The organism is Photobacterium phosphoreum, from assembly GCF_002954725.1.
GTDB lineage: Bacteria > Pseudomonadota > Gammaproteobacteria > Enterobacterales > Vibrionaceae > Photobacterium > Photobacterium phosphoreum.
Genome location: NZ_MSCQ01000004.1, coordinates 141516 through 159880 on the forward strand (window position 1 = coordinate 141516; position 18365 = coordinate 159880).

Here is an 18365-nt window from a genome sequence, read left to right on the forward strand (position 1 = left end):
GGAAAACCTTACGCTTCAACCGAAGTGGCTTGTAGTGCTAATTCATCACGGCGAATCATCTCGCCGGCCAGCGCTAAATACGCCTTAGCACCACTGGAATATTTGTCATAATACATTGCTGGACGACCATGACTTGGCGCTTCAGCAAGACGGACATTGCGTGGAATAACAGTACGATATACTTTATCACCAAAATGCTTTTTAAGCTGCTGTGATACTTCATTAGAAAGGCGATTGCGGGGATCAAACATCGTCCGTAACAACCCTTCAATTTTGAGATCACTATTAACCACGGCGGTTAATTTGCTGATGGTGTCCATTAATGCGGTTAAACCTTCAAGAGCAAAATATTCGCACTGCATCGGTACTAACACCGAATCTGCAGCGGTCATTGCATTGATAGTTAACAAATTTAAAGATGGTGGACAATCAATAAAAATATAATCGTAATTATCACGAACGGGCGCTAACGCATTGCGTAATCGAGTTTCGCGCGCAAACACTTCCATCAATTTAATTTCAGCCGCGGTCACATCACCATTAGCGGCTATCAAATGATAGCCACCAGTAGTTTCGTTAATAACAACCTGATTAAAAGGAGTTTCATCAACCAAAAGATCATAGGCGGAAGCTTCGACTTGGTATTTGTCGACCCCACTGGCCATGGTCGCATTACCTTGAGGATCAAGATCGATCACTAAGACTTTACGCTGAGTAGCAGCCAATGAAGCAGCCAGATTGACACACGATGTTGTTTTACCAACACCACCTTTCTGATTTGCGACAGCTATGATTCTTCCCACAAAAAAACCTCAACAATTAATCTTTTGCCGTTAATACGACTAAATGACGTTCACCATCAAGCTCTGGCACTTGTAAGGTTTTAACCTCAACAACATGACACCACTCAGGCAGCTCTGCAGCTTCATCCTGATGGTACTGACCTTTCAGTGCGAAAAATTGACCACCTGGTTTTGGCAAATGGTGACACCAATTAACCATGTCTGACATTGAAGCAAAAGCACGGCTTAATACCGCATCAAAACCTTCACCTGGGTCAAATTCTTCAACTCGACTTTGAACGGCTGTGACATTAGTAATTTTTAGCTCATGGATCACTTGACGAATAAATCGAATCCGTTTACCTAAGCTATCAAGTAGGGTAAATGATTTATTCGGGCACATAATCGCTAATGGGATCCCAGGTAAGCCGGGACCAGTACCCACATCAATGTAACGTTCACCGTCTAAATATTGGCTTACCACAATACTATCCATAATGTGTTTAACTAACATTTCATTGGGATCACGCACAGACGTCAGATTATACGCTTTATTCCATTTGTGCAGCAATTGCACATAACCAATCAATTGATCAAGTTGTTGTTCTGTGACCTGAAGGTCAGTTTGAGCGATAAGTTGTATTAAACGTTGTTTCATTATCTAACCCTTATTCGCCTTTTTTAAGCAAACCGTGTTTTTTCAAATAGACCAATAGCAATGAGATTGCCGCTGGTGTAATACCTGAAATACGTGATGCCATACCGACAGATTCAGGTTTGGCATCATTGAGCTTGATCACCACTTCATTGGATAAACCTTTCACCAAGCTGTAATCAAGATCAAACGGTAATTTGGTGGTTTCATGACGCAGTGATTTTTCAACTTCATCACGCTGACGATCAATATAACCTTGATATTTAATCTGCGTTTCTACTTGTTCACTCGCTTCAATATCTTCATGAGCAGGTACAAACATTTCAATCGTTGTTAATTGCTTATAAGTCACTTCCGGACGACGAAGAAGATCTTCACCATTGGCTTCACGTACGATCGGCGACTTGAGGATCTTATTTAAACTCTCAATATGATCCGAATTTGGATTAACCCAAATATCTTTCAAACGTTGACGCTCTTGTTCCATATTTTCTAATTTTTGATTGAAACGCGCCCAGCGTTCATCATCAACTAGACCTAACTCACGCCCCATTGGGGTTAAACGCAAATCAGCATTATCTTCACGCAATAACAAGCGGTATTCCGCACGTGAAGTAAACATACGGTACGGTTCTTTAGTACCGATGGTTGAGAGATCATCAATCAATACGCCCATATAGGCTTGATCACGACGTGGGCTCCAACCTTCTTTGTCTTGGGTTTGAAGCGCTGCGTTCATACCTGCCATTAGGCCTTGGGCTGCGGCTTCTTCATAACCGGTAGTACCATTAATTTGTCCAGCAAAGAACAGACCATCAATGTATTTGTTTTCAAAAGTTTGTTTAAGGTCGCGTGGATCAAAGAAATCATACTCAATTGCATAGCCAGGACGCATAATTGTTGCGTTTTCAAAGCCTTTCATTGAACGGACGATTTGAATTTGAACATCAAAAGGTAGGCTGGTCGAAATACCGTTCGGATAAAGTTCATTGGTGGTTAAGCCTTCAGGCTCAATGAAAATTTGGTGACTATTTTTATCCGCAAAACGCATTACTTTGTCTTCAATTGATGGACAGTAACGCGGACCAATACCTTCAATTACACCGGCATACATTGGGCTTCGATCAAGGTTATTACGAATAACCTCATGGGTACGCTCATTGGTGTAAGTAATAAAACAAGGGATTTGACGAGGGTGATCCGATTGCTTACCCATAAACGAAAACGTTGGGGTCGGGTTATCACCATGCTGGGTTTCAAGCACACTAAAATCAACCGTGCGAGCATCAATACGCGGTGGGGTACCGGTTTTTAAACGATCAACCCGTAATGGTAATTCACGTAAGCGGTCAGCCAATGCATTTGATGCAGGATCGCCAGTACGGCCACCACTGTAATTTTCTAAACCAATATGAATTTTACCGCCAAGGAATGTGCCGACAGTTAAGACCACTGCTTTAGCGTGGAATTTTAAGCCCATTTCAGTAACCACGCCGGTAGCGCGATTATTTTCAACAATTAGATCCGTTACAGCTTGTTGGAAAATCATTAAATTTGGCTGATTTTCTAATACGTTACGAACAGCTGCTTTGTAAAGTGCACGGTCTGCTTGTGCACGTGTTGCTCGTACTGCTGGGCCTTTGGAAGAGTTGAGTGTGCGGAATTGAATGCCGCCTTTGTCGATGGCATGTGCCATCAAGCCACCAAGGGCATCAACTTCTTTAACCAGGTGTCCTTTCCCGATCCCGCCGATAGCTGGGTTGCACGACATTTGGCCCAACGTATCGATATTATGGGTCAACAGTAAGGTTTTTTGTCCCATTCGGGCTGCTGCCAGTGCCGCTTCAGTACCGGCATGACCGCCACCCACAACGATGACATCAAATTTTTCCTGGTAAAACATGGAACTTCCTCAGGTATTTAAATAGCCAGTGAGTTAACTCGAGCAAAGGGCCGACATTCTATCCTGTTTCGAGGCAAGAGAGAATCTTTCATCAAGATCATTTGATCGGCCATTTACGTCTTTTAAATATATATAAGATCTTTTTAAAGAGATCTTCTATTAGATCTACTATTAGGATCCACCGATCGTGTGGATAACCGATAAATGATCCTTATGATCATGCATTTAATGAAGATCATTTGCTGTGGAGTAGCTTGGATCTTCCAGAGGATAGGCTGGGATCAAAATGGCTACTTATACACAGGGGCTTGCTAGCCTATAAGTTATTAAATGGATAACTATGGGTTGATCACCGTTTAGATCCATAGTTATCCACAGATAAAAGTATTAAATAGGCGGATTAATTGAGTAACTATTGACCGTTTTTTAACCGTTAAGGTAATTTTGCCAGTCTTCAAACCAGATTTCAGCAGCATCTTCAGGAACAGGTGTTATCGATACATCAATATCCAGTCGTTCGCCAACGCGAGTTGCTCCTAATTGGGTCAATAATGCTTCTATATTTTTAGCGGCAGCACAAAAAGTATCGTAGTTGCTATCACCAAGCCCAATAATGGCGAATTTAAGCTGTTTAAGGTTGGGTTGTTGTTGATTAAGGGCATTAGCAAAAGCCATAAAGTTATCGGGGTAATCACCAGCACCGTGCGTTGAACAAATAATAAGCCAAAGCGTGTCTTGATTTAGCTGCGCAAGTTGTGGCTGGTTGATGATATTAGCGTGATGGCCTTGTGCTGTTAATAATTCAGCGACATGATCGGCTACATATTCAGCACCACCAAGGGTACTGCCAGTGATCAGAGTAATAGTTGACATAATTATCCTCAGAGTGAGCGTTTCGATGGGATCATCCGCATGAAGCGCAAATACCAGTCCGAGATTGTACTGAGATCAAGCCCTATAAAGATAGCCTTTATGGTATAAGTGAACCGTTTTATTCACTGAAAGGCTATTTTTTTTATCCACGAGCGAATAATGGGGATTAATGTGGGAAAAAATGTGGGTATTTAACCTAAAAAGTAAGTGATTTTAATGACTAACAAGATCGTTTCAAGAGTGCTGCATCAAGCCGATCAGGAGTATATGGATGATCTTACCCACATGATCCCCTTATTGTTTACACATACTTATGATCTTTGTTTTTCGCGATCATAATACTGATCGCTACGGTTAAATGATCCGCTGGCGTTGCGGTAAAATAATTAAATTTTTGTTATCTGGGTGATAACTAACACTGACATGGTGTTGATAAAGCGCGGTGATTTGTTGTGGCGTTAATACTTTTTGTGGAGTATCAAATGCAATTTGTTGGCCATTTTTGAGTAATAACAAGCGGTCGCAAAAGGTGATCGCAGTATTGAGGTTATGAATCGCTATCAGTGCACTTTTACCTTGCTGGCAATGATGGCTAAGAATATTGAGCAGCAGTGATTCATGGCCAATATCAAGACTTGCGGTGGGTTCATCAAGTAGCATTACTGCGGAATTTTGAATTAATAAGCGCGCAAAATGTACCCGTTGTTGTTCTCCCCCCGAGAGTTGGTTAAGAGGGCGATGTAAGAGTTTTTCTATATCTAGCTGATTAATAATGGCTTTTATTTCTTGTTCTGATAACGCTGATGATTGGCGGTAGCCATAATAAATAATGTCTTTAACTAGAAAGCCAAATGCAGGCTCGGTATGTTGAGGCAAATAACTTAAATGCTGTGCTCGTTGTTGATGGCTATAACTGCTGAGTGGTTGCTCAAATAAATCGATGTTGCCATGGCTTGGGGTGATGAAGCCACTGAGGCATTTGAGCAAGGTACTTTTACCTGCACCGTTAGGGCCAATAATACCGACAAGTTCACCGGGATTAATGGCAAAGTTAATATTTTGCAATAATGGTTGTGATCCTTGGCTGTAACTTAATTGGTTGATCACAAACGACGGGATCATGACTGTAATCCTTTATATTGGCTGCGTATTAAAAGGGCGATAAAATAGATCCCACCAATAATGGCGGTGATGATCCCGGTTTTTAATTCATTGGGAGCAATAACGGTACGGGCAATAAGATCACATGCTAATAAGAACATTGCGCCAAATAGTGCCGAAAATGGCAATAAAATACGATTATTGGGGCCGACCAGTAATCGTGCTAAGTGTGGCACAATTAAACCAATAAAGCCGATTGGGCCAGCAACAGCAATCGCCATCGCGGTAAGAAGGGTTGCTAATAACAATAATATTCGTCGACTGTTACGCACGTTGATCCCCATTCCATGGGCATTTTGTTCACCTAGCGCGAGTAAATTTAAGGTCTGACCGTGACGTAATAATATCCAAGCGGCAATAATAATAATCGGGGTCGGCCATAATAATTGTTGCCATGTACGTGCGTCCAAGCCTCCCATGGTCCAGAACACAAACTCACTGATCTCATATTGCTGGGCGGTTAACAGCACGCCCATCGTGAGTCCTCCCAATAAACTCGAAACGGCTAATCCTGCGAGAATAATGAATAATCCATGCTGCTGAGTTTGACGAGCGATCAAATATACAATCGTGGCGGTGGTTAATGCACCGATGGCGGTAACAAGGGGCAATAATGCGGGGTTGACCACGGTTAAGCCACTGACAATCGCCACTACTGCGGCAAAGCTACTACCAGCACTGATGCCGAGTATATCTGGACTGGCAAGGGGATTTCGAAATAAACCTTGGCTACAAGCGCCTGCTAATGCTAAGGCACTTCCGGCCAATATTGCCGCACAAGCGCGGGGCAGGCGGATTTGTAAAATGATGGCTGAGGCTAATGGATATTGTTGCTGAGCCAATGCTTCGCCACCATGGATATAACTGCCAAGCATCGCAAAAATATCATCGATCGGGATGGCCACTGAGCCTAAGCTGAGGTAAATCATTAACAGCACCAGCAATGCCGTGACTGCTAATAATCCTTGGGCTGGTTTAATGTATTGATGAACTATCATGGGGTTGATAAACCTTATGATTAAGGTAGATGATCGCATCAGCAATATATTGACTGTCGGTTGAGCGTAATGCGTGCGGCAAACTAATAACGTGGCGATCACGAATCGCGGTTAATGTTTGCAGTGCGGGATCATGGAGTAATTGCTGCTTAAAGCCGTCATTGTCTTTCCCTGGAATAATAATAATATCGGGATTAAGGGCTAATAATTGTTCTTTACCGATAGGCACTTGACCAAATTTATCACCGCTATTATACGCAATTACATTGGTGAGCTGGGCTTGGTTGATAATGGTATTGATGGTGGAATTATGATTACTGGATGCGCCCCATGAGGTGTATTCAAGAGCGGTCAGTTTTTTTTCAGGAATAATCAGTTGTTGTTTAAGGTGCTGTTGCATTGCTGTTACCAATGCTATCGCGGCATCATTTTTATTGACTAACTTACCAACCAATAAAATATTCTTTTCAATATTTTCGAGGCTATAAACGGTTTTAATCACAAATACCTTGATACCTGCGGCGCGTAATTGGGCTATTTTAGGGCCATCACTCCAACTTGCCACTAACACTAAATCGGGGCGCTCGGCAATAATACGTTCAACGTTAAGATCACGTAACGGTAGCGTAGCGGGAATTTTATTGGCAATGATTGAATAGGTTTTATCTTTACTCAAGCGACTTAAACTAGTGATGTCTTGTAAGGGCAATAAGGCCATTAATACTTGATCACTGAACATGCTTTTAGAATCAACCCGTGTTGGCATTTGAGTTAATGTGACCGCATGCTGACTAGCATCAATCATAGTGATAGGGTATGAGGTTTCGGCACTGAAGCAGAATGAACTACTGCATAAGCAGCCAATAAAAAATAAATTTTTAAGAAGTTGGTACATAATTTTCCATATGCAGCAGATTGTGGGCTTACCTCATCCTTGGCAAGCAAATTTTGCGGATATAGTTAGCGATTTCAAGGACGCTGTCAATGACCGTCTACGGTTACAATTAGGCTTATTTAGTAAGGATTCATAAAGCAATGGTATTAAAGTTTTCTGGTGATATTGATGAGCTTGCTTATCCGTTTATTTTTGAAGATTCACCGCTGTGTGATTTTGAAATTCTCACCGATGAATTGTGTACGTATGTTGGCTTGGTGATCTCACAACTAGACGCTAGTGAAGTACAGCAATCATTGATATGGCTACAACCGCGTATTTTTCATTTAAACGGCTCTATTCGTGGTAAATGCGGTATTTTTGAAGCGGATATTTTAAAGCTTAAAGCGGATTATCATTATTTTCGCGATCAAGTAACGGATAACAATAAGCGCTTTGTGTTACCGCGTGGTGTCGGGGCGGTGGTGCAATTACACCAGTGTCGCAGTTTAACCAAGAAAGTGGTACGGCAATTAGTGAAAGTGGATGCAGTCGGTAAAAAGGTGCCTGAAACGTTACCGCGATTCAGTAATTTATTGGTGAATTATTTTTTTGCTTTAACACGGGTGCTTAATCAGCAAGCAGGGATTGATGAACCAGAATATATCAGCATAAATTACCCTAAACCCGAACGTAAATAATAATAAAAAACGCCACATATCAATGATATGTGGCATTTTTTTGATAGTAAGTTGTAATGTTAGTGGTTACTTACCAATACAGAACGAAGTAAAGATCCGACCCAGTAAATCATCCGATGTAAACTCACCGGTGATTTCACTTAAGTGCTGTTGAGCTAAACGTAATTCTTCAGCCAGAATCTCGCCCGCCATAAAGCCTTCTAATTGTTCTTTACCGATGATTAAATGTTCGGCTGCACGCTCAAGGGCATCTAAGTGACGACGACGCGCCATAAAGCCTCCTTCGGTGGTGCCAGAGAAACCCATACATTGCTTTAAATGCTCACGTAAATCATCCACACCGTCGCCTGTGCGCGCTGAGAGACGGATTATTGTTGAGTTGTTTATCTCACAGATCCCCGCTGTCTCACCGGTTAGCTCAGCTTTATTACGTATAACGGTTAACCCCATGTTGGCTGGTAAGCGTTCAATAAAGTCCGGCCAGATATCTTTAGGATCGGTGGCATCAGTGGTGGTGCTATCTACCATGAACAACACGCGATCGGCATGCTCAATTTCAGCCCACGCACGCTCAATACCAATTCGTTCAACTTCATCAGTTGCTTCACGTAAACCGGCGGTATCAATGATGTGTAACGGCATCCCATCGATGTGGATGTGTTCACGCAATACATCACGAGTGGTGCCCGCGATATCGGTCACAATCGCGCTGTCTTTGCCTGATAAGGCGTTTAACAAGCTTGATTTACCCGCATTAGGACGACCAGCAATCACCACTTTCATGCCTTCACGCATGATCGCACCTTGGTTGGCTTGTTTACGTACTTCTGCAAGATGATCCATGATGCGATTGAGATCACCACTGACTTTACCGTCAGACAGAAAATCTATTTCTTCTTCAGGGAAGTCAATTGCGGCTTCAACATAGATACGTAAATGAATTAATGCTTCGACTAATTCATTGACCTTGTTTGAGAATACGCCTTGCAGTGATTTAAAAGCACTTTTAGCCGCTTCTTCAGAGCTGGCATCGATTAAGTCAGCGATAGCTTCTGCTTGGGCTAAATCAAGTTTGTCGTTCATAAAGGCGCGTTCAGAGAACTCACCTGGACGAGCAGGACGAATACCATCAATGTTAAGAATGCGACGGATCATCATGTCCATCAATACGGGGCCACCGTGGCCTTGTAGTTCTAATACATCTTCGCCCGTGAATGAGTTTGGACCTTTGAAAAATAGCGCGATACCTTGATCAAGCGCGGTACCATCTTCATTTTTAAATGGCAGGTATTCAGCGTAACGGGTTTTTAATTCACGACCAGCAACGGCAAGGGCTACTTCTTTCGCTTTAGGACCTGAAACGCGAATGATGCCGACGCCGCCACGGCCCGGTGGTGTTGCTTGTGCAACGATAGTATCGATATGTTGATTCATAACCTTGGCTTTGCTTAAAAATGACTTGATGATTGTAAACCACAGAGCAGGTTTACGCCTAATTGGCCCCATAAAAAAGGCGACCCTAAGGTCGCCTTTTATTCACAGGGTGAGCTTATTTAGCTTTGCTGTGTAAACCTTTCTTTTCCAACGCGCGGAAAATAATAGTTTGTTGAATCAGGGTCACAACGTTTGATACTAGCCAGTAAAGCACTAGACCTGAAGGGAACCATAGGAAGAAGAAAGTAAACATAACCGGCATAAAGGTCATGATCTTCTGCTGCATTGGATCCGTTACTGTTGATGGGCTGTTCTTCTGGATAAGGAACATTGATACACCCATAAGAACAGGGAGGATGTAGTACGGGTCTTGTGCAGATAGATCCGTAATCCAACCGAAGAATGGCGCATGACGCAATTCAACTGATCCCATTAGTGCCCAGTATAGCGCGATGAAAATTGGCATCTGTAGCATGATAGGTAAACAACCACCGAGTGGGTTTACTTTCTCTTTTTTGTACAATTCCATCATTTCTTGGCTTTGACGTTGACGGTCATCACCTAAACGCTCACGCATTGCCTGAATTTTAGGCTGTAGCATGCGCATTTTCGCCATTGAGGTGTACTGCGCTTTTGTTAGTGGGTACATCGCACCACGAACAATTAGCGTTAGGATGATGATTGCTACACCCCAGTTACCCACAATACCGTGAATGAAAGAAAGCAATTTATGCAATGGACTTGCAATGAACCATAACCAACCGTAATCAACCGTTAGGTTTAGGTTAGTGGCTGTTGCTGCCATTTCTTTTTGCAATTTAGGACCAAGCCATAGTGTGGCTTTGATTTCTGTTGTTTGACCAGGTGCTACTGTCTCTAGCGGCATACGAACGCCGATGTAACCTACACCATTGTTATCGCTGCTGTAGACTTGAGATGTCTGATCTGCGCCATCGCGAGGGATCCATGCTGATACGAAGTAGTTCTCCATAATCGCCACCCAGCCGTCATTCGCTGACTGGTTAAGATTCTTCTCTTCGATGTCTTTAAAGCTGTATTTTTTATATTTAGTATCGTTAGCAGAATATGCAGCACCGTTGTAAGTGTGCATTGCCATGCCTTTAATACCGCCGCCTGTTTTGCTTTCTAGACGGTGACGAAGCTGCGCGTACATTTGTACTGTCGCTGGCTTGTCGGTTTTGTTGTCGACAGTGTAGTCAACATTAACCGCATAATCGTTGCGTTTGAAAACGAATGTTTTGATGTAGCTAATGCCATCTTTAGTAAATGTCATTGGTACACGCAATTCGTTTTGATCTGCGGCCATCACAAAGCTTTTCGCGCTCACTGCGTATTGTGCGCGGCCATGTGTAGATGAATCTGAACCGTTAGTTCCAATTAAGCCTGATTGCGCGACATAATCACGGCCATCAGAATCACTTAATAAAACAAACGGGTCTTTTGAACCGAGGGTGTTGTCGTATTTAAGTAGTTTGGCATTGATAACATCACCACCAAGCGTGTCGACTGTTAATTCCAGTACATCCGTTTTAATGGTAATTAAGTTAGTTGAGGTTTTCTGGTCAGCCAGTGGTTGATTATCACTTGAATGTGATGGAATACCACTTGTGTTATTGACTTGTTGCGCTACACCCTGCTTCGTTGGTTGCGGGTTTTTGTCGCCATGCCATTGTTGAAATAGCAAAAATGAGACAAACAGTAGGGCAATTAACAGAATATTACGTTGGGAACCCATGGTTAATGTTCTCTGTCGTTATGCTTGGTTGGCGGAACGGGGTCGTAACCACCGTCATTTAAAGGGTGACATCTTAATAGACGTTTCGCCGCTAACCAACAACCTTTTCGCGCTCCATGCGTTTTTACAGCTTCGATCGCATATTGAGAACATGTAGGGGTGAACCGACAGCGTGGCCCAAGAAGAGGACTGATTGCCAGTTGGTAAAAGCGGACTAGTCTTACGACTAGCCACGCGACGGGCGAGACAGGCGATGCCATAACTTATCTAACAACGTAAATAGTTCTTCGTTACTCAACCCATTGGCTGATTTCTTGGCAATGACTACGAAGTCACAGGCTGGAAGCTGATGTTGTTTTAAACGGAAACTTTCGCGAACAACGCGTTTGAAACGGTTTCTATCGACAGCAGTTTTAATCTGTTTTTTTGGAACAGCCAGACCGAGACGGGGGTGGTCGAGTTCGTTAGAACGGGCAAGAATAGTCAAGTGGGGAGAGCCAGCACGATGAGCTTGCTGGAAGACAGTTTTATAATGTTCGGGAGTTAACAAACGTAACTCCCGAGAAAAAGCGAACTTATTCAAAATAATCGTCGATGATTACTTAGAAAGACGCTTACGGCCTTTAGCGCGACGTGCATTGATTGTTGCACGACCGTTCTTAGTTGCCATACGAGCACGGAAGCCGTGACTACGCTTACGCTTAAGAACAGAAGGTTGGAATGTGCGTTTCATGGTTTTACCTTAAATTAACTGATCAGTTTTTAAGTTTGTTAGATGTAATTGGCCATAATTGGTCAATTACCACGAACAAAGAGGCGGAATTGTAATCACTGACCAACAAAGAGTCAATAATTATACCCACATCTAATGACGGGCGCTGCATTATACGTTTTATAGCGCGAAATTCAAGGATCCTTATTGGATCCCTATTTGAGCTAAAAAAGCCTTTAACCGCGGATCGTGTGGGTGGTTAAAGATCTGCTGCGGTGGCCCTTGCTCTACAAATTGACCGTCTGCCATAAAGATCACTCTATCGGCGACTTCGCGCGCAAATTGTAATTCATGAGTGACGATCAACATTGTCTGTTGTTGTTTTGCTAACTGTTTGATCAAGTTAAGTACTTCATTAACCCACAACGGATCGAGGGCTGACGTGGGTTCATCAAGCAATAATAATTCGGCCTCTAATGCCATAGCACGACCAATACCCACCCGTTGTTGTTGACCTCCAGAAAGGGCAGCGGGGTAGCTATTGGCTTTATCGGCTAAACCAATATCTGTCAAAATATTCAGTGCCCGTTGTTGCGCTTGCGCAGCATTGAACCCTTTCACGACGCGCAATCCTTCACTGATATTTTGCAGGGCCGTTAGATGATTAAATAACGCGTAGTTTTGAAATACAAACCCGGTTTGACGTCGCAGCGCTAAAATGTCATTTTTTTTCGGCTGCTGACAATCCACTTCAACATCGTTAATGGTGATGGTGCCACTGTTGGCGCTATCAAGGTAATTAAGACAACGTAAGAAGGTTGATTTCCCCGTTCCTGATGGACCAATAATCGCCACAATTTCGCCTTGCTTGATACTGAGATCAAGATCGCTAAAAATGGTGTTTTCGCCAAAGCGTTTAGTGAGTTTTTTTATATTAATCATCGTACGTAAGCCCTGTCTAAGCGCGTTTCAGCTAGCTGTTGTAAGCGAGTAAGCACTATCACTACAGCCCAATATATAATGGCGACAGCAAGGAATGCTTCAAAGAATTTAAAGCTTGATGAGGCTTCCATTTGTGCTTTGGCCATGATTTCAGGCACCCCAAGCGTAAAGGCGAGTGAGGTCGATTTGATCATATCAATAAAGTAATTCATCAATGATGGCAATGCGATGCGAGTTGCTTGCGGTAATATGATTCGACGCATGGTTTGCCACTCGGTCATGCCGATAGCGAGACTGGCTTCACGTTGGCTGCGATCAACACCAGTAATGGCTGCACGAATACTTTCTGCCATGTAAGCGGCAAAGTGAAGGCTAAGACCGATCACTGCGGCACTAAAAGCATCTAAGCCAACAAGACTTGGCATCACTTGCGGTAAACCGTAATACAGTAAAAATAGCTGTACTAGTAGCGGTGTGCCACGAAAGAAACTGATATACAGTTGCGTTAATGCGTTCAGTACTGGCAACTGGTAAATGCGAATTAAGGCGAGCAGTAAGCCCAGTATCAGCGCAAAAACAGCCCCAATAGAAGCCATTGATAATGTCGTTGGCAAATATTTCAACAAAATAGGCATCAACGACAGCATATAATTAAAATCAAAACCCATAATGGTGATCCGGTGTAGTGGCTACGCAAGCGAGGCAAATAAATTCATCATCGTTACTGATAACGATGATGAGGCGTTAATTATTGAGTGATGTCGCTCTTGAACCATTTGGTTGATATTGCAGCCAGTGTGCCGTCTTTACGCATTGCAGCTAAAGCTTGATTTACTTGTTGCTGTAATAATTTCCCTTTGGCGTTGTTTAAAAATGGCCATGCACTTTCAATGGTCGCAAACGGTTTACCCGCTAGCTGTAAGGGTAATGGCTTGTCATTAATAACCGCGACTGACGATAAACGATCCATCACAAACGCATCAGTTCGTCCTAACGCCACATCTTGTTCGATACCACTGTCATAGGTTTTAATATTAATTTTATCGGCATTCGGTAGCTGACGGAGCAGTTGCTCATAGTTTGAACCGAGATTTACGCCCACAGTTTTGCCATCTAAGTCAGCCGTTGAATGAATAGTGTTATTGCCTTTTCGAACGACTAATTGCGCGCCATCAATCACATAAGGTTGGCTAAATAAAAATTTTGCTTGGCGGGCAGGGGTAATGGCAATTTGATTGGAAATAGTATCAATCCGGCCAGTTTCTAATTGACCAAATAAGCCAGAGAAGCTGGCGGTAACAAATTCGACGTGATAGTCGTTACGTTTACCAATCGCATTCCAAAGATCAACTTCAAACCCTTGTAGTTTATCTTGGCTAACAAAAGTAAATGGAAAATAACGACCGGACATCCCCACTTTAACTGTGGTTGCAGCCATGACACTGGTGGTTGTACAAGCAAACAGTGTACTTGCAATCACAATGGTTTTTATCCAGTTTTTCATTCGGTATTTTCCTTACCTTGATAGGAGGTTATTTGGCGAAGCCATCCTACCTTGGTATTAAATGATAAAGATAATAATTAACAGTTATTTGAAATAACTATTTGTTTGGCTAGCAACATATTGCTACTTAATATTATGCTTTTTTTGGCATACAGAGAGGGGGGTATTGGCATAAAAGGTTACCCACAATGTTAGGTTTTCCCTGTGGATGATAATTGACGCTGATAAAATGACCATTATTAAGTAAAAACAGCATTAAACGGGGAATGAAAGACTTATCTTTGTGATAGCTGTGTTAATATAGTTGTGGGTAAAGGTGGGTTAAATTGTGCTGATCTTGCATTTTGTTGTGGGATCTATGTGCATAAGTTCGATCTTATTCACTGGATCTGCGATCTCTTTACTGGTGATCCTTGTTCAGCGCGTATAAAATTATTCCCCCTTTTATGTTTTGTTTATTCAGTGTGGAGTCTACCTTGTCATCTTCGCTATGGTTGCAGTGCCTTCAACGCCTTCAGGAAGAACTCCCTGCGACAGAATTCAGTATGTGGCTGCGTCCGCTTCAGGCTGAATTAAATGATCATACCTTGACATTATTTGCCCCTAATCGGTTTGTGCTTGATTGGGTGCGTGATAAATATCTTAATAACATTAATCGGTTGCTTAATGAGTTTTGTGGTGCTGATACGCCAAGTTTGCATTTTGAGGTAGGGAGCAAGCCTGTTGCTGCACCACCCCAACATGTTGCACCGCCAATATTCACCTTGCCACAATCAAGACCCCGTGCAGAGCCGGCACCAATGCGCTATGAGCCGGCACCGTCTCCAGTACAAACTGAATCGCCAGGGGGCTACCGTTCTAATGTGAACCCGAAACATAATTTTAATAATTTTGTTGAAGGTAAATCCAACCAATTAGGCTTAGCTGCTTGTCGTCAAGTGTCCGATAACCCGGGTGCCGCCTACAATCCATTGTTCTTATACGGTGGTACTGGTTTAGGTAAAACCCACTTATTGCACGCCGTCGGTAACGCGATTGCCAATCGAAAACCTAACGCGAAAGTGGTTTACATGCACTCCGAGCGTTTTGTACAAGATATGGTGAAAGCGCTACAAAATAATGCGATTGAAGAATTTAAGCGTTATTACCGCAGTGTTGATGCGTTATTGATTGATGATATTCAATTTTTTGCTAATAAAGAACGTTCTCAAGAAGAGTTTTTTCATACCTTTAATGCGTTATTAGAAGGTAATCAGCAAATTATTTTAACGTCCGATCGTTACCCTCGTGAAATTAACGGGGTTGAAGATCGTTTAAAATCGCGCTTTGGTTGGGGATTAACGGTTGCTATTGAGCCGCCTGAGCTAGAAACACGCGTTGCAATTTTAATGAAGAAAGCCGAAGATCATAATATTCGTCTGGCTGATGAAGTGGCATTCTTTATTGCGAAGCGATTACGCTCAAACGTACGTGAGTTAGAAGGGGCGTTGAATCGTGTGATTGCCAATGCTAATTTTACCGGTCGCGCGATCACGATTGATTTTGTCCGTGAAGCACTGCGTGATTTACTCGCATTACAAGAAAAGCTGGTAACGATTGATAATATTCAGAAGACGGTTGCTGAATATTATAAAATAAAGATGGCAGATATGCTGTCTAAGCGTCGTTCTCGTAGTGTTGCTCGTCCACGTCAAATGGCGATGGCACTCGCGAAAGAGCTAACAAACCACAGTCTTCCTGAGATTGGCGATGCCTTTGGCGGTCGCGATCATACTACCGTGCTCCATGCTTGTCGTAAGATTGAGCAGCTACGTGAAGAAAGCCACGATATTAAAGAAGATTATTCAAACCTAATTAGAACGTTGTCGTCTTAATATGAAATTTACTGTTGAACGTGAACATTTATTAAAACCTTTGCAGCAGGTGACTGGTGCTTTAGGTGGTCGTCCGTCATTACCTATTTTAGGCAATATTTTGCTGCAAGTTGAGAATGGCTGCTTGTCGATGACAGGTACAGATCTTGAAGTTGAGTTGATTGCTAAAATTGCACTAGACGGTGATTTTGAAGCGGGTGCAGTGACAGTACCGTCACGTAAATTTTTAGATATTTGCCGCGGTTTGCCTGATAGTGCAAACATTGCGGTTATCTATGAAGGTGATCGCGTTTTAATTCGTTCTGGTCGTAGCCGTTATACGTTAACTACGTTACCTGCCGCCGATTTTCCTAATATTGAAGATTGGCAAAGTGAGGTTGAGTTTACCCTTGAGCAAGGGCGAATGCGTCAACTGATCGACAGTACCCAGTTTTCAATGGCAAACCAAGATGTGCGTTACTATCTGAATGGAATGTTATTTGAAACCGATGGCCAACATTTACGTTCGGTAGCAACCGATGGTCACCGTATGGCGGTTTGTGCGATTAATACCGGCCATGATTTACCGACTAAACAAATTATTGTACCGCGTAAAGGGGTACTTGAATTGGTGCGGTTGTTTGATAATCCAGACGCATTGGTTAACATTCAAATTGGCCATTCTAATCTACGTGCGACAGTGGGTAATTTTGTATTTACCTCTAAGTTAGTCGATGGTCGCTTTCCTGATTATCGCCGCGTAATGCCACAAAATAGCACCAAGTTTGTTGAAGCCAATTGTGATGAATTGCGTAAAGCATTCGCACGTGCCGCTATTTTATCAAATGAGAAGTTTCGTGGCGTAAGAGTTGGGTTATCCAATGGCGAAATGCGCATTACCGCCAATAACCCCGAGCAAGAAGAAGCGGAAGAGTTCCTTGATGTTGATTATCAAGGTGACAGCTTAGAAATTGGTTTCAATGTCAGTTATGTGCTTGATGTATTAAACACCCTTAAGTGTGATCAAGTGCGGTTGTCATTATCGGATGCCAATGCACCGTCATTAATTGAAGATGCGACTAATGATGAAGCCATGTATGTAGTAATGCCAATTAGATTGTAATTATGGCGCTGACTCGGCTATTAGTGCAGGATTTTCGTAATATTGCTCAATGCGATATTACGTTAGCCAGTGGATTTAATTTTTTAGTGGGTGCCAATGGCAGCGGCAAGACCAGTGTTCTTGAAGCGATTCATTATTTAGGTCATGGGCGTTCGTTTCGTAGTCATTTAACCAGTCGCGTTATTCGCCATGAGCAACAACAGTTATTTATTCATGGCCGAGTGACCGATAACAATGATCTTATTTTACCGGTAGGGATCAGTAAACAGCGCGATGGCACCACTGAAGTTAAAATTGGTGGAGAGGGCAATCAGAAATTAGCCCAACTCGCCCAGATGCTACCGTTACAGTTAATAACCCCTGAAGGATTTGATTTATTAATCGGTGGTCCTAAATTTCGACGGGCTTTTATTGACTGGGGTGTGTTTCATGTTGAGCCAAAGTTCTATAATGCATGGAGCCGCTTAAAGCGACTGACAAAACAACGTAATGCCTTATTAAAGCAAGCGCGTAGTTACCGTGAACTCAGTTATTGGGATCAAGAGCTCGCGTTACTTGCTGAACAGATGAGTGTATGGCGCCAAGACTATATTAATGCTGTTAAAATAAAAGCGGCTGAAATATGTCAGGTGTTCCTACCTGAGTTTGATATCCAGCTCGGTTTCTACCGTGGCTGGGAAAAAGAGACACCGTATGCTGAGCTGCTACAACGTAATTTTGAGCGTGACTGTCAGCTTGGCTATACCGTAAGTGGGCCTCACAAGGCTGATTTACGGATCAAAGTTGCTGGAATACCGGTTGAGGACGTATTGTCCCGCGGTCAGTTAAAGTTAATGGTGTGTGCATTGCGTTTAGCGCAAGGTTTACATTTAACTGAGGCCACCGGCAAACAGTGTATTTACCTAATTGATGATTTTGCTTCCGAATTGGATAGCCATAGGCGAGCGTTGCTAGCGCAGCGATTAAAGGAAACTAAAGCCCAAGTGTTCATTAGTGCTATTAGTCGCGAGCAAGTGGTTGATATGCTTGATGAAAATGGTAAGTTGTTCATGGTTGAACACGGTAAGATAACACAGGATAATTAAAGCGAGAGT

The 18365-nt window shown here is 42.7% G+C and carries 19 protein-coding genes; 4 read left to right on the top strand and 15 right to left on the bottom strand.

Going from position 1 to position 18365, the window contains the following annotated elements; translation table 11 throughout:
• Positions 1-8: 8 nt before the first annotated feature.
• From BTO21_RS19760 to BTO21_RS19790, 7 genes are all read right to left on the bottom strand, one after another.
• Positions 9-803 carry a ParA family protein gene (locus BTO21_RS19760; protein WP_045029758.1) on the bottom strand — a complete coding sequence of 265 codons (795 nt, stop codon included), beginning with the start codon at positions 801-803 and terminating at the stop codon, positions 9-11.
• 16 nt (positions 804-819) lie between these two features.
• Entirely contained in the window at positions 820-1440 is a 621-nt protein-coding gene (gene rsmG, locus BTO21_RS19765) for a 16S rRNA (guanine(527)-N(7))-methyltransferase RsmG (RefSeq protein WP_045029759.1), read from the bottom strand.
• A gap of 10 nt (positions 1441-1450) precedes the next feature.
• A complete protein-coding gene (gene mnmG / locus BTO21_RS19770; RefSeq protein ID WP_045029761.1) occupies positions 1451-3340 on the bottom strand; it encodes a tRNA uridine-5-carboxymethylaminomethyl(34) synthesis enzyme MnmG in 1890 nt (629 codons plus the stop codon).
• A 426-nt stretch (positions 3341-3766) separates the two neighbouring features.
• Positions 3767-4213, bottom strand: a complete 447-nt coding sequence (gene mioC / locus BTO21_RS19775) for an FMN-binding protein MioC (RefSeq protein ID WP_045029763.1) — start codon at positions 4211-4213, stop codon at positions 3767-3769.
• Positions 4214-4567: 354 nt separating this feature from the next.
• Positions 4568-5335, bottom strand: coding sequence for an ABC transporter ATP-binding protein (locus tag BTO21_RS19780; protein ID WP_045029764.1), 768 nt, complete (start codon positions 5333-5335; stop codon positions 4568-4570).
• Positions 5332-6372, bottom strand: coding sequence for a FecCD family ABC transporter permease (locus BTO21_RS19785; RefSeq protein ID WP_045029766.1), 1041 nt, complete (start codon positions 6370-6372; stop codon positions 5332-5334). The genes BTO21_RS19780 and BTO21_RS19785 overlap by 4 nt, the downstream gene beginning before the upstream one ends.
• Positions 6350-7267, bottom strand: a complete 918-nt coding sequence (locus tag BTO21_RS19790) for an ABC transporter substrate-binding protein (RefSeq protein ID WP_045029768.1) — start codon at positions 7265-7267, stop codon at positions 6350-6352. Before BTO21_RS19790 ends, BTO21_RS19785 begins: the two co-directional genes overlap by 23 nt.
• A 140-nt stretch (positions 7268-7407) precedes the next feature.
• On the opposite strand from BTO21_RS19790, the gene BTO21_RS19795 reads away from it, so the two are divergent.
• Positions 7408-7947: an ATP:cob(I)alamin adenosyltransferase gene (locus tag BTO21_RS19795; protein WP_045029770.1), complete on the top strand. Its 540-nt coding sequence runs from the start codon at positions 7408-7410 to the stop codon at positions 7945-7947.
• 66 nt (positions 7948-8013) lie between these two features.
• On the opposite strand, the gene mnmE is transcribed toward BTO21_RS19795, so the two are convergent.
• The 8 genes from mnmE to BTO21_RS19835 all read right to left on the bottom strand — a co-directional run bounded on the left by mnmE (position 8014) and on the right by BTO21_RS19835 (position 14295).
• On the bottom strand, positions 8014-9381 hold the full coding sequence (gene mnmE, locus BTO21_RS19800) for a tRNA uridine-5-carboxymethylaminomethyl(34) synthesis GTPase MnmE (protein WP_045029808.1): 1368 nt from the start codon (positions 9379-9381) through the stop codon (positions 8014-8016).
• Between the two features lie 115 nt (positions 9382-9496).
• The gene (yidC, locus tag BTO21_RS19805) at positions 9497-11137 is read right to left on the bottom strand and encodes a membrane protein insertase YidC (protein WP_045029772.1); all 1641 of its coding nucleotides are present in this window, start codon (positions 11135-11137) and stop codon (positions 9497-9499) included.
• A 2-nt stretch (positions 11138-11139) separates the two neighbouring features.
• Entirely contained in the window at positions 11140-11397 is a 258-nt protein-coding gene (gene yidD / locus BTO21_RS19810) for a membrane protein insertion efficiency factor YidD (protein ID WP_082056862.1), read from the bottom strand.
• The gene (gene rnpA / locus BTO21_RS19815; protein WP_080159045.1) at positions 11364-11720 is read right to left on the bottom strand and encodes a ribonuclease P protein component; all 357 of its coding nucleotides are present in this window, start codon (positions 11718-11720) and stop codon (positions 11364-11366) included. Before rnpA ends, yidD begins: the two co-directional genes overlap by 34 nt.
• A gap of 15 nt (positions 11721-11735) precedes the next feature.
• Positions 11736-11870, bottom strand: coding sequence for a 50S ribosomal protein L34 (gene rpmH, locus BTO21_RS19820; RefSeq protein ID WP_006233350.1), 135 nt, complete (start codon positions 11868-11870; stop codon positions 11736-11738).
• Positions 11871-12053: 183 nt separating this feature from the next.
• Positions 12054-12791 (bottom strand): amino acid ABC transporter ATP-binding protein, encoded by a 738-nt coding sequence (locus BTO21_RS19825; RefSeq protein WP_045029777.1) that lies wholly within the window; start codon positions 12789-12791, stop codon positions 12054-12056.
• On the bottom strand, positions 12788-13459 hold the full coding sequence (locus BTO21_RS19830) for an amino acid ABC transporter permease (RefSeq protein WP_045029779.1): 672 nt from the start codon (positions 13457-13459) through the stop codon (positions 12788-12790). The genes BTO21_RS19825 and BTO21_RS19830 overlap by 4 nt, the downstream gene beginning before the upstream one ends.
• Positions 13460-13539: 80 nt before the next feature.
• Positions 13540-14295 (bottom strand): amino acid ABC transporter substrate-binding protein, encoded by a 756-nt coding sequence (locus BTO21_RS19835; protein ID WP_045029780.1) that lies wholly within the window; start codon positions 14293-14295, stop codon positions 13540-13542.
• Positions 14296-14771: 476 nt separating this feature from the next.
• Between BTO21_RS19835 and dnaA the strand changes: the two genes are divergently transcribed.
• From dnaA to recF, 3 genes are read left to right on the top strand one after another with little or no spacing between them, the layout of a single operon-like run.
• On the top strand, positions 14772-16169 hold the full coding sequence (dnaA, locus tag BTO21_RS19840) for a chromosomal replication initiator protein DnaA (RefSeq protein WP_045029782.1): 1398 nt from the start codon (positions 14772-14774) through the stop codon (positions 16167-16169).
• Position 16170: 1 nt separating this feature from the next.
• The gene (gene dnaN, locus BTO21_RS19845) at positions 16171-17271 is read left to right on the top strand and encodes a DNA polymerase III subunit beta (protein WP_045029784.1); all 1101 of its coding nucleotides are present in this window, start codon (positions 16171-16173) and stop codon (positions 17269-17271) included.
• 2 nt (positions 17272-17273) lie between these two features.
• Entirely contained in the window at positions 17274-18356 is a 1083-nt protein-coding gene (gene recF / locus BTO21_RS19850; RefSeq protein WP_045029786.1) for a DNA replication/repair protein RecF, read from the top strand.
• Positions 18357-18365 lie beyond the last annotated feature (9 nt).

Coding starts and splice junctions, on each gene's coding strand:
- rsmG (WP_045029759.1), bottom strand. CDS start 1,440: ATGAAACAACGTTTAATACAACTTATCGCTCAAACTGACCTTCAGGTC.
- BTO21_RS19835 (WP_045029780.1), bottom strand. CDS start 14,295: ATGAAAAACTGGATAAAAACCATTGTGATTGCAAGTACACTGTTTGCT.
- BTO21_RS19795 (WP_045029770.1), top strand. CDS start 7,408: ATGGTATTAAAGTTTTCTGGTGATATTGATGAGCTTGCTTATCCGTTT.
- recF (WP_045029786.1), top strand. CDS start 17,274: ATGGCGCTGACTCGGCTATTAGTGCAGGATTTTCGTAATATTGCTCAA.
- mnmE (WP_045029808.1), bottom strand. CDS start 9,381: ATGAATCAACATATCGATACTATCGTTGCACAAGCAACACCACCGGGC.
- dnaN (WP_045029784.1), top strand. CDS start 16,171: ATGAAATTTACTGTTGAACGTGAACATTTATTAAAACCTTTGCAGCAG.
- BTO21_RS19780 (WP_045029764.1), bottom strand. CDS start 5,335: ATGATCCCGTCGTTTGTGATCAACCAATTAAGTTACAGCCAAGGATCA.
- rpmH (WP_006233350.1), bottom strand. CDS start 11,870: ATGAAACGCACATTCCAACCTTCTGTTCTTAAGCGTAAGCGTAGTCAC.
- yidC (WP_045029772.1), bottom strand. CDS start 11,137: ATGGGTTCCCAACGTAATATTCTGTTAATTGCCCTACTGTTTGTCTCA.
- BTO21_RS19785 (WP_045029766.1), bottom strand. CDS start 6,372: ATGATAGTTCATCAATACATTAAACCAGCCCAAGGATTATTAGCAGTC.
- mnmG (WP_045029761.1), bottom strand. CDS start 3,340: ATGTTTTACCAGGAAAAATTTGATGTCATCGTTGTGGGTGGCGGTCAT.
- yidD (WP_082056862.1), bottom strand. CDS start 11,397: ATGGCATCGCCTGTCTCGCCCGTCGCGTGGCTAGTCGTAAGACTAGTC.
- BTO21_RS19830 (WP_045029779.1), bottom strand. CDS start 13,459: ATGGGTTTTGATTTTAATTATATGCTGTCGTTGATGCCTATTTTGTTG.
- mioC (WP_045029763.1), bottom strand. CDS start 4,213: ATGTCAACTATTACTCTGATCACTGGCAGTACCCTTGGTGGTGCTGAA.
- BTO21_RS19790 (WP_045029768.1), bottom strand. CDS start 7,267: ATGTACCAACTTCTTAAAAATTTATTTTTTATTGGCTGCTTATGCAGT.
- BTO21_RS19825 (WP_045029777.1), bottom strand. CDS start 12,791: ATGATTAATATAAAAAAACTCACTAAACGCTTTGGCGAAAACACCATT.